At 38.2% G+C, this 11604-nt stretch carries 11 protein-coding genes and 1 pseudogene; 1 reads left to right on the forward strand and 11 read right to left on the reverse strand.

The window, feature by feature from the left end; all coding sequences use genetic code 11:
- Positions 1-59 precede the first annotated feature (59 nt).
- Entirely contained in the window at positions 60-1601 is a 1542-nt protein-coding gene (locus WFK35_RS15065; RefSeq protein WP_336733299.1) for a helix-hairpin-helix domain-containing protein, read from the forward strand.
- 7 nt (positions 1602-1608) lie between these two features.
- Here the strand turns inward: WFK35_RS15065 and WFK35_RS15070 are convergent, their stop codons facing one another.
- From WFK35_RS15070 to WFK35_RS15120, 11 genes and pseudogenes are all read right to left on the reverse strand, one after another.
- Positions 1609-2508 carry a hypothetical protein gene (locus tag WFK35_RS15070; protein ID WP_048506337.1) on the reverse strand — a complete coding sequence of 300 codons (900 nt, stop codon included), beginning with the start codon at positions 2506-2508 and terminating at the stop codon, positions 1609-1611.
- A 5-nt stretch (positions 2509-2513) separates the two neighbouring features.
- Positions 2514-3893, reverse strand: a complete 1380-nt coding sequence (locus WFK35_RS15075; protein WP_074941779.1) for a hypothetical protein — start codon at positions 3891-3893, stop codon at positions 2514-2516.
- Complete coding sequence (locus tag WFK35_RS15080; RefSeq protein ID WP_048506335.1) at positions 3886-4716, reverse strand: hypothetical protein; 831 nt, start codon at positions 4714-4716, stop codon at positions 3886-3888. The genes WFK35_RS15075 and WFK35_RS15080 overlap by 8 nt, the downstream gene beginning before the upstream one ends.
- Positions 4717-4726: 10 nt before the next feature.
- Positions 4727-6769 carry a type VI secretion system Vgr family protein gene (locus tag WFK35_RS15085; RefSeq protein WP_073060396.1) on the reverse strand — a complete coding sequence of 681 codons (2043 nt, stop codon included), beginning with the start codon at positions 6767-6769 and terminating at the stop codon, positions 4727-4729.
- A gap of 346 nt (positions 6770-7115) precedes the next feature.
- Entirely contained in the window at positions 7116-7412 is a 297-nt protein-coding gene (locus WFK35_RS15090) for a molybdenum ABC transporter permease (RefSeq protein WP_317041211.1), read from the reverse strand.
- A 119-nt stretch (positions 7413-7531) separates the two neighbouring features.
- Entirely contained in the window at positions 7532-8053 is a 522-nt protein-coding gene (locus WFK35_RS15095) for a hypothetical protein (protein ID WP_048506334.1), read from the reverse strand.
- A gap of 67 nt (positions 8054-8120) precedes the next feature.
- Positions 8121-8573: a TraQ conjugal transfer family protein gene (locus WFK35_RS15100; protein WP_048506333.1), complete on the reverse strand. Its 453-nt coding sequence runs from the start codon at positions 8571-8573 to the stop codon at positions 8121-8123.
- 11 nt (positions 8574-8584) lie between these two features.
- Positions 8585-9145 (reverse strand): conjugal transfer protein TraO, encoded by a 561-nt coding sequence (locus WFK35_RS15105; protein WP_074941782.1) that lies wholly within the window; start codon positions 9143-9145, stop codon positions 8585-8587.
- A gap of 19 nt (positions 9146-9164) precedes the next feature.
- Positions 9165-10064, reverse strand: a complete 900-nt coding sequence (gene traN / locus WFK35_RS15110) for a conjugative transposon protein TraN (protein ID WP_048506331.1) — start codon at positions 10062-10064, stop codon at positions 9165-9167.
- A 24-nt stretch (positions 10065-10088) separates the two neighbouring features.
- Positions 10089-11417 carry a conjugative transposon protein TraM gene (traM, locus tag WFK35_RS15115; protein WP_048506330.1) on the reverse strand — a complete coding sequence of 443 codons (1329 nt, stop codon included), beginning with the start codon at positions 11415-11417 and terminating at the stop codon, positions 10089-10091.
- Positions 11407-11604: pseudogene (locus WFK35_RS15120) on the reverse strand (nitrogen regulatory IIA protein); the annotation flags it as partial. The gene traM and the pseudogene WFK35_RS15120, both read right to left, overlap by 11 nt.

The following is an 11604-nucleotide window of genomic DNA, read 5'->3' on the forward strand; positions in this document are numbered from 1 at the left end:
TGACCTGCTATTCTGCGCTGGATTATCCGCCCAAAAACCTGCCGACAATGCAGTTTGATATGTATGTTGCCGAGGAAATAGGGTTTGAAAAATTTGATATTTTATCACAGAGAGGAATCGGACATATTGAGGATTGCAGGGAAATCGTTAGAACCAATAGGGGCGAAGCCATCGAAACTTCCGATCCTAAACGTTTCTTTAACGATCCAAAGATTGCAGATCAGCTAAGGTCAGCCCATACCGTCGGATGCTTCTATATTGAATCCCCGGCAATGAGGCAGCTCATAAGTAAATTGAAATGCGATGATTATTTGACGCTTGTCGCTGCAAGTTCAATAATTAGACCCGGAGTAGCGTCGTCGGGAATGATGGGGACTTTTATTGAAAGGCATCTAAACCCTGAAAAAGTTGAGTATATCCATCCGGCATTTAAACAGGAACTCGAAGATACCTATGGTGTAATGGTATATCAAGAAGATGTAATGAAGATCGGTCACCGCTTTGGGGGATTGGATCTGGCTGATGCGGACGTACTGCGTAGAATGATGTCCGGCAAATACCGAAATAAGAATCATATGCTCGAAATTGAAGATAAATTTTTCTCCCATTGCAGGAACCAGAATTATCCGGAAGAAATATCCCGTGAAGTATGGCGGCAGATGGAAAGCTTTGCCGGATATTCGTTTAATAAAGCGCACTCCGCATCTTTTGCCGTGGAGAGTTACCAAAGCCTTTTTTTGAAGACTTACTATCCGCTTGAATTTATGGTTGCAGTGCTGAATAATCATGGCGGTTTCTATGACCGTGAAGTGTATGTGAACGAAGCAAAAAAAGCAGGCGCTAATATTTGTCTGCCCTGTATAAACAGAAGTATATTCGATACCTCAATAATTGGTAAAGATATCTACCTTGGTTTTGACTGTATTTTGAATCTGGAAACAAAACTGGCACAGTCGATCTCAGAAGAACGGAAGAAAAATGGCCCGTATCTGGGGATTGAAGATTTCAATCAAAGGACAGGAGCAGGGCTTGAACAGATCATCATTCTGATACGTTGCGGAGCCTTCGGATTTCTTGACGTTGATAAAAAGGAACTGCTGTGGGAGGCACATCTGATCCTTAATTCCAATAAAAACATGAACTTTCAGTTGGGCCAACTCTTCCAGAGTTCAAACGAAAAACCGAAACTTCCAGTCCTCATTACCGATCCGCTGGAAGATATTTATGATGAGATTGAACTGATGGGTTTTCCTGTTTCGGGCAGTATTTTTGATCTGGCAAAATCAAATTATCGAGGTAATGCATGCGCCGATAATATGTCCTTATTCGCAGGTCAGACGGTAAGGATCGTCGCCTATATGGTAGCTGAAAAATGGGTAAAGACGAAAACCGGTAAACCCATGAAATTTGGAACCTTCCTGGATAACAACGGTGACTTTATAGACACCGTGCATTTCACACAGAGCCTGCTCAAATTCCCCCTTCGTGGAAAAGGATTATACCTGATAGAAGGTAGAGTTACCATTGAATATGGATGCCCATCAATAGACGTTCAAAGATGTGCAAAAATGCCCATAAGACCTGATCCAAGAAGTATATAGTATTTGTTTATATGAATATGAAACTATCCATGTGACCATATTTACTACACCAGAAGTCAGCCCATAAATGAAATGCTTTCTCAGTAGAGACTTGTTTTAGTCGCTGTAATCTTTCTCCGACTTCTTTAGGGGTAAAGCCAATACCATTAATTGTGAACCAGGCTTTGTCATACTCCCCACTTACAATATACTTTTCAAATAGCTCTTTTTTATTTGTATTTGCTAAAAGCCATTCGGGAATATCCTCGATTGGTTTGTATTTTGGATCTTTTTTAAAAAAGGAAAAACTTGACTTATCTTTATTATACCCGATCCATTCTTTGTGAAAGATTTCAAAGTAACAAGACTTTGGAACATTGCTCAAAATTATCAGTTTATCGTTAGAGGGAAATTGACCATCATAAATTTCATTTTCGTTTACACATGAAAGTGGTCTATTTGTATTGATTACCGATATATTACATTCTGGATTTTCTTGGTGGTTCTGATTTGCTTGTTGAAATTCTAAAAAATCCTGATTCCTTAACCCCATGAGTGCCGCACATTTTTCTAGTCTTTCGGTAACTATGCAATCCTCGCTGTTTACGAATTCGTTAAACAACAATCGCGAAAACAGTTGTTTCTCGTTTCTAGCAATTTCACTTGTTTGAAACCCAGCTCCATCTGTCATATCACCAAAACTAATTTTTCTATCTGAAAACCAGTGTTTAACCATTCCCACATGATAATGGTCTGCGTCATAACTATACATAAAAGGTATGAGAAACGGTGGATGAGCAAATGAGCCTGTATTTGTTTCTTCAATATAAAACCTAAACATGCTATATTCATCAATAATCGGAATTTCACCTTTATACAATGATTTAAGTTCCTTTCCTAAATTTAATTCATTTAATAATTCTTCCATTCTTCTTAATCTAAGTCGTTATCGTCAATTGGTCTAGGAGGATATTCATATAATGGTTTTTCATGCTGTGGACTAACCGGATCTCTGGTTGGATGCGGACCCTGAGTAGTTGCTGGATGTATTTGGTTCAAATGCTGGTCAGTACTCTGGGTTGGATATAAATTTTTAGGATCAGTAGCATGCTCTGGATAACGCTGTAATGGCCAATTGGTATGATGTATTGGGCCTTCCGGTAAGTCTACACCCTGTTCAGAAGCCAGTTTTTTAAATTCTCGCTCAATCGTTGAAAATGCATTCCTCAATTCTGTATTTGTCATCTGTCTATTATTACGCATATTTGCTTCGTATCGAGTAAAAGCATTTTCTTGTCCCGTGTTTCTTTTGTTTTCTTTGGCTTGTTCCCACAAGGCACGCCAGACCGGATTATCAAAAAGTGATTGCAATCCAAATCTCCCCTCTAAAGTGACACGCTCAAAAAGCTTACCATTTTTCAATGCATTAACTGTCTGCGCTCCCTGTTTGTAAATTCCAACCGCCATATTCGGGTTTGTCCTCGCACTTTCAGCCATCGCTCTTTGCCCAACCAGTGATAATCCAGCATAATAGAAATCCTGCCAATTCAACGGTTGTGGATTTGAGCCAGTAGCTTTTTGGTATATCTGAATAAAGGGTTGCTCAAACATCGTTAAACCTGAAATTACTTCATCGCCTGTTTCACTTAGACTTTTACCATTTCTTAATATCCCCTCGAAGCCTACCTGATCTACAACAGCAATTCCCCTTGCGGAAACGTTCAGAAAAGCAAAATTGAGCAATGCTGTAGACATTGTGGGGGTTGCGGTTCCTGCGAAAGCACCAAAGCCCGCTGATCCAAGTTTACCCAGCATAGCACCTTCTAAAACTGCCCAGCCAGTGTTTCTTGCAGTGTAGATCATAGCCTGCCAGGTACTCGTAATTCCTTCTGCATAAGTAACCGTGCCACCTATAATGCAAGTCATTTGGCATTTTGAAGTTAAAGAATACGCATCTTTACGTCCATAGGCATTTAACGTGGAGTAACCCACCCACTTTCTGAAAGGAGCTGCCAGACCTCCACAGAGTGCAGCACTTGCAGCCACTGCGACTGCCGCTAATAAAACCAATGCCGCACCTCCGGTAACAATGCCAGCTGCAGCTATCGCGGCAGCGATAACCACTGTCCAGCGGCAACAGAAATCGCCCAGCTGTTGTGTTGCAGTATCATCTTTAACTAAATAATAGAATTTATCTTTTGTCCCGTGGTTTGTTTGCGTCGGGTACATCTTTGCCGGAGCAAGACCTGATGAACATGTAAAATACATATCACTGGTCAATGCCACATAGCCGGTTTGTCCTGATTCACTCATACAGTCTAATTTTATAATGAACTTCGCCTCCAAATTTATCATTGATAGCTTCAGAAAAATTCACTTCCCCGTCAATAATAAAGCCACTCAATAGGTCTATATTATATTGTGCGTTATACAGATATACCGGTTTTAAAGCGTCAAAATCTGAAATCGGGAACCCACCATATAAATCTTTCAGATGATTCTCTGCCACTATATTCGGATATCCATCAACCTTGATAGTATAGATATTTTCCGCATCCGGACTTTTGTTCCCATCATATCCCAAGGCAAAAGGAATTAAACCTGACCTAAATAAATTAGGAATATTTTTTTTTATCCTTCCAAAAAAATCCCTGCCATAAATATTATTTAAATATATGTCAAAAAATTCCATAGCCTTTACCATTGCATCCACACCGCCAACCTTTTCAAAAGCTTCATCTTGGATTTTAAACAACTCAACCAATGAGGTATTGGCCTTATTGTATTCAATTGTCTCAGCCTTAACATCTTCCCATCGTTCCTTTATCTGTTCCAAATTTTTAACCCGCAGAAGAGTACCTTGCTTATCTACGGTAAAAGTGATTTCATTGAGAGCCTTTTGTAATTGGCTGACAACTTTATGAATTTCTATGTATCCCATATTATCCGCTTTGACCATACGGTGATCAAGCGTAATAAGTTCAAATGTATAATCGTGGGAGCCTATTTCTTTAAGTGTAAGCATCCATCTTAATTCCACTTCTGTTTCACTCATCATGCCATTTAAAAGCATATTGCTAGTAATGTTGACAAGGTATTTCTTAGTACTTAAGGTCTTAAAATTTATATATTCCATTCAGATAACCTTAATTAATAAATACGTTTCCACCACTCCAGGAACCTTCACCAGTAATTTCTATTTTTGCTCCGTTGACCTTAATTCCTGCCGTTGAAATTTCAAGACTGTTGTCACCAACTTTTAAGGTTAGCTTTTCCAGCGAACTTAAATCAATAACACCATCTTTTCCCATGGTAAGAACACTTTGACCGTTTCCAACATCTGTTTTGTGGATATCTCCAACAGTTACCGTATTTTTTTCACCAACTGAAACAGATTTATTCTTGGTAGCATTGGTGTTCGCATTCCCGGCACCATCAAATTTCATGTTCGCACCACCTTGATCTGTAAGGAAAACAGATCCTTCACCGTCATTCAATTCTAGCTTATTTCCACTTTTACTACTAAGACTTTTGATATTATTTCCTTCTCCTCCTCCGGCGCCAATCCCACCGTGATACATTCCTCCCATAACAAAAGGCCGATCAGGATGCAGATGGACATAATTGACAATTACCTGGTCACCAACTTCCGGAATTGACATAAATCCCCGGTTTTTTCCAACTTTATCGCTGCTTCCAGCATCTGGTGACATAACGCGGATAAACTCCGTGGTATCCTGGCCCTTTTGCCAGTCAAGCTGTACCTGTACTCTTCCTTGATTTTGTGGATCGGTATTGGATATTACTTTTGCAAACTGGGGCTCCGCTAATGGATTGATATATTCCGGTCTTGGAAGAAAGCCCGTATCGGAGGCAATTGCTTTAAATGATCCTTCATAATAGCCTCTGGCATCTACCTGATGAAGAGCTTCAATAACCATTAATTTCGTAAAAAAAGTAGTCTCATTGGAGTCCGGTTTTCGCATTTCTATATCCGTTATGCATCCTGGATAAAGAAATGGCAAACTTGTTTTCCCAGAGGTAACGAGTACCTCAGCGGCTTTGCTCCCTGCCGTACCTCTTTGGGAAGCATCAATATCCATAAAAGATATCGCTTTGATAGGGGCAACACGTAAAGAAGGTGTTTGAAAAGTGCGTTCTGAAATCTCATAAGCACGTTTTGCAATGTCTGAAGTATGTGTAATTTTTGAACTGCTTCCGATAAACTTTTCATCTTTACTACTATTGTAACCATAAAAAGTTGGTTTAACATGCTGTGCCTTCATTTTGATCTTTACATCACTTAAATTACTTCCATAAACCAATTTTATCGGTTTCTCCTGTGGTGGCAATTTGCCAAAATGAAGAATCTCTCCATCATAAAAAAACTGCTCACCATAAGCCTCGGCGATTCTTGACAGATAATTAAAATGTGTTTCCTCATATTGACAACTGTAAGAAATATTACCATGCTGAGAATCAACACGAAAATCAAATTTTCCTTGATCCAGGGCTTCTTTAATCACTTCATTTGCAACGCTGTTCAAACTTATCGGTTGCGAACCTCCAAAACTTTGTATATGTGGAGCTGCATCTAATAGGATCGTTGGACTATAGCCCTTAAAAACGATGTCTCCTAAACTGCCTTTTTCCTGACTAAATCCAATCTCTGTAATAACACCTACAAAATTTCTCTCAGGGCTTTGATCCACATCTTTATATTTAAAAACAACGGTGATTCTTTTCCCTAGAAAAGCCTGTGCGTTTTCAAGATTATGGTTTTCAGGATCCCCCAGTGCATCGTGGGCAAGAACCATTTCAAACTTATGATGGTTAGATGCCTTCTGTTTTAATCTAAAATGTTTAAAATGTCTGATTTGCTTACCTTCAACATGAATGTCAAGATTTATAACCCGATTAATACCTGCAATTGCGTTTTCCGGGATTGCATGGGCATTGAAAATTTTTGAAGTCGGTTGATTGCTCCAGATCTTTTTATTGGAAATTTCCGCCTCATTAGGAGTTATCGGCTTATTAAACATCTGGTTTCCTGAACTTATAGCATCTTGGGCTTTTAAAGCATCGCTTTTCAGGTTTTCAATATTTACATTTTTTTTGAATTCGTTTTCATAATTCATCTTATCCGAATACTTTCCGGTTTGGGAAAGATCCTTTTCTTCTTGAAACATGATAATAATTTTTTCGGTTGTGTTTAATTAAAATATAATCCTTTGGGTAGGATTCTTTGAGGACAACTGCAAACAAAAAGGTAGGCCCTGTTCCATTTACATTAATTTCACTTGCTTGTAATTGTAGCGAAAACTAGCGGGAATACCTCAACAAGAGGTGATTTGAAGATTAAATAAATGACTCATTAGCGGTTTTTAATAGGTTAATAATTAATGACTTGGTAAGCCAATATATAACTATAAAAATTTCTGACAAAATTTTATACCACATTTTTGAGAAATTGTCGTATTTCTACGACCGGAGATATAAGGATAGGATTATATGGAATTTTAGCTTTTAAATAGCTTATTTCTGATAGGCTTCAATACTCTTTTGGCGTCTTTCCTGATCTTTTTTGAAAGTTCTTGCAGTCCATAAAAAACCAATACCTAAAATGATCAGTGCATACGCTATCCATTTGCCAAATCTTTCTGCTAAGGTTACAATGACGGATCGCTCATAACTGGAAAAGCCTTCTGCGCCTGCGGGACCACGACGGTAGAATTTACGCCTGTTGATCCAATAACGTAAAGCCAGTCCGAGAATTAAAAAGCCAATGCCCATAACTAATAACGGTATCATATTCAGTGTTTCGGTTTCCATAAAAATACGAAAAAATTTTTTCTTCATAAGATATTACTAAGAAAAAATTGGGTTGTTTCAGTGTGAAACAACCCAATTTTCATTTCCTCAACCGGATAATCCTGCAATCCTGATTTAATCTATAATCTGAATCTTCCTCTTTTCCGTTCCGGTTTCCGGTTCTTTTTCTGATCTGAAAGACTTTTGTCTTGTTTATCTTTTTGCTGAGTGACTGGGTTTTCTTTTTCAAAATGTCCGACATGCTCCACAGTTTTTTCTTTTGGGTTATTTTTTTCATTACTGATCTCCTTTTTTTCAATTTTTGTTAGTTCGTTCTCCACTTTGTCAGCATAATAAAAAGCTGTCATTTCCACATCGATTAAGTTTCCCTTTCTTACAAGTATGGTAGGATCTTTTATGCCTTCCAGCATCGCTTTATAAAGCCATTCTACCGATAACTGAACCACAAAATCACGATCCGTGGTGTTTTCAAAACAATATTCTGTCGCATCATAATTAGTTCGGAAAGTGGGAAGTGATTTCAGGTCTTCAAGGGTGCATAATGTTATCCAATCACCGTAGGCTAAATACTTGTCACCTTTATCAAGTGTTCTCTTTAGATAGTCCATTGTCAGCAAATAATCGTTTTCTGAAATCGTCATCGTTAAGTTTTAATGAGAGAAAAATAAATGAGACAGCTTTGATCATTAAGCTGTCCCATTACATTAATTAATCAATACTGTTAAATTGAAAGCTCAATTGTCTTTCATTGCCAAAATTATCGAGTATCCAAATGTCAAATGATTGCTGGACATTGGATTGCGATGTGTAATAGAAGGTGATCTCCGAACTCTTGGCATCGGAAAGAAAGTATACTTTATTGGGTAGAAAGGCTTTTTTCCCTGTCTTCCCAATCTCATAGATCAGATTTCCATTTCCGTCATACTGAAAATACCGGAAGAAATATTGAACACCAGAAAAACTTCCTGTATTTTTGATTTTCATGGAAATTGCCTCCGTCTGGCCGACTGCAATTGCTTTGTTAACAGGAAGGACAACAACCTCAAATGGGAAGTTCTGCTGAATATCAAGATCATCATTTTTACAGGAAAATAATAAGCCAATACTCATTAATAAAATGAACCAGCTATACTGGAATTTTGTATCTAAGAATGTTTTCATATAGATAAAATTTAAAGGTTAAAACGAAGGCCAATACCCGCGGAAGGACGGAACTGATTAAAATTTGTTCCCCAAACGTATTTCGCTCTGGCCTGTAAGGATAGGATAATAAAATTGGTCAGATATGTCTCTAGGGTCAGCCTGCCTCCGGCACCGTACACAAAACTGCTTTCATTGTTGATTTGTGAACCATCCGCTAGCAATAGTTTGTTGTGATTGACCAACTGATAACCACCACTGGCTTCAACTGCTGAATTTAAATTCACAATTTTATTTGGTAAGCCTATAACATGGAAACTATATCCCCCCGATAATAAATAAGTTTCAATCGGAATGGGGTTTTCAGTATAGAATGTTGTCCTACGCTGATATTCTGCTGAAAAGAAATGATAGTTTCCTTTTTTGTGATTTTGTGTCAGCTCCAGATTCACAAAATAATTGTCCTTTGGCTGATCATTGGAAAACATGCCAGCAGTGACCTGTAAACCTTTTTGATAAGGTAGTAATCGTTGCGCCAAAATTGACGTAAATGGCAATAGAACCATTAAGAATATGCTTAATATCTTTTTCATATCGTTTTAAATAAGATTGTTATTTAATTTTTAGTGGTAGATCCTTTAATAGTACTGCACGGAGTAGATCCTCATTTTCAACTTCAAGTCGTTGATGCCTTCCACCATTCTTTTCAAAAAGCTCAATTACAAGTATTTTATCATGATCAAGTGTGAACTGATCCAGCAGATAAACTTCACGGCTCGTTTTGTTGTCCGGAACTTCGGCAATATCGCTGTAAGTCCGTACGATATTTAGTGGTTTCTCTTGAAATACAGTACGTTTTGCTACTTTTTTATCGACTATTTTAAAATTTATAAAGTCTATCTGATAGGAAACATTGGTTTTATTCTGAATCTGCGTATTAAAGTAATATTTCCCCTGGTATATGTAAATCCCTTTCAGACTAAAGAGAATTCCAAAACTTCTGGAAGCAATGTGCCTGATATTGTTCCGGTTTTTTTTATAGATAGCTTCCATGAGCTGATCGGGAACATAAGGAGAAAAACCCAGGTCTTCCAGATGTATATTGGCTCTGGAGTTTGATACGGATTTATCCATTGGATCAAGGTTATAGGTTAGGATCTCGGGATAAGAACTGTAAAAAACACTGAAGCTATAAAATTTTCCGTCATCCGTAATCACTGAGAAATTGGATTCATCTTCAAAATCTTTCACTGCTGCTTTGATCCGTAATACATTGTCCGCATCATCAGCTTTTCCCGCAGTGAGAAATTCACTTCCCAGATCAACATAACGGATCGCAGATGGAAAGATAAGGTGCGTTGTTTTATTATACGTTACAGTGATGTGATAAGGCTCAACGTGTTCTGAATCTAACTGATGATTTAATGAGTCTGTAATTGTTTGTGCATGCGAATAAACAAAACCAAGCATTGCACAAATCGTTATTAATATTTTTTTAATGATCGATTTCATTTCTATTTGATTTAAGAATTAGTATTATTTTTTTGAAACTAAAAAGACCTGATGACCTGCCTTTAACATTACTTTGGGTGTTCTTACTTTCTTTGAAAAATAGCCCGCAACTCCTTGAACCAGGCCACGGGAGAGGTCGCCCGCTATTTGCTGGCCTGCGGATCTGCTCATCATGATAGAAGTACCGGAAGACTGGCTCATGTTAGCAGCAATTTCATTGACGGCACTCATTTCAGCGGAATATGGCACGTTCAGCCCCAATTGACCGTCCAGATCATAAATATTGATTTCTACCGGGAAAATATTGCCGCTGGATTCTATTGAAGAAACCTTTAGGCTTAAACGTCCATTGTTGAATTTTGCTCCGGCAGTAACAATAGAACCGGAGGGAATAGTGAAATCAGGAGTCTTTGAATCTTCAAGAAGCCGCAATTTCACGGTTCCTTCACCAACAATGGTTGTGTTTTCATGAATGCATGCCCGAATACTATTCTTAACTTTGGTAGCCTGTTGGGTTACACCCACAGTGTAGAATCCACGGTTTCTTTCTCCGTTAATATTTTCCAAAAACTCCCGATCTGAAGGTTCACGATAAAGTGCAGAAACCACATTTGCACGCATAGGCGAAAAAGCAACAAAGGATGTTTTCTGACCTCCGGTATTTCTAATGGCTGTACTGTCTGACTTTTTTTGCTCACCACCATTATTTGGAAGATACTTGGACGCCATCTGGTAAGATTTTTCCATGAGCTGCAATTGGTCATTAACTGTCAAGGGAGCAGGATTCGCATCCCTTTCATCAAGTTGCCTTTTTAATCCTGCAATCTCTTTGCGAAGTTCATTTGATTCATAATTTTCATTACTGTTATAAAATGACCCTAAAGTCGCCTGTGCGTTGCGATAGGAGTTTAATGCCGGACTTTCGGCCTGATAGCTCTTTCCTGATGGATTATTTGTTGGATTCTCATTTAATCCTGAATTCGGATCGGCGGCCTGCATCGTACTGTCACTATTCCAATAATCGGAAAGTGATGTGAGCATATTCTTTTTTTGCTGGTTTTTCTCGTCCATCATTGCCTGCTCATAGGCTTTTTGTTTATCGGACTGCATACCTATTTCTGTTGCCTGTGGAACAGCACCATTGAGGCCCGAATCTTTGTTCTCATCCTTATCGGACGATGGTTTGAAAATCAGATATAGACAGACAAGGAAAACAATTCCCATTAGAAGATAGATCAATGGCTTTTTTAATTTTTCCAGCTTGGATTTGTCATTCCCACTGATTAAATCTTCAGATTTCTGGTCAGATTCTTCGACTAGAATACTGATTCTTTTATTCTCGTTATTTTCCATTATTCTCATTTTTTAAGTTAATTGATACACTGTCCTTGGCTATAAGACCGGACTTTTCTGTTTTTTCGACAGGATTCTCAATATGCCGGATGGCAACTTCCTGATCTGCTTCTCCCGTTTCGACACATACGTTTACCACAACAATAAGCGTTAAAATGGTGTACAACAGGAAAAAATAAATAGTATA

The organism is Chryseobacterium sp. VD8 (assembly GCF_037149975.1).
Classification (GTDB): Bacteria; Bacteroidota; Bacteroidia; order Flavobacteriales; family Weeksellaceae; genus Chryseobacterium; species Chryseobacterium indicum.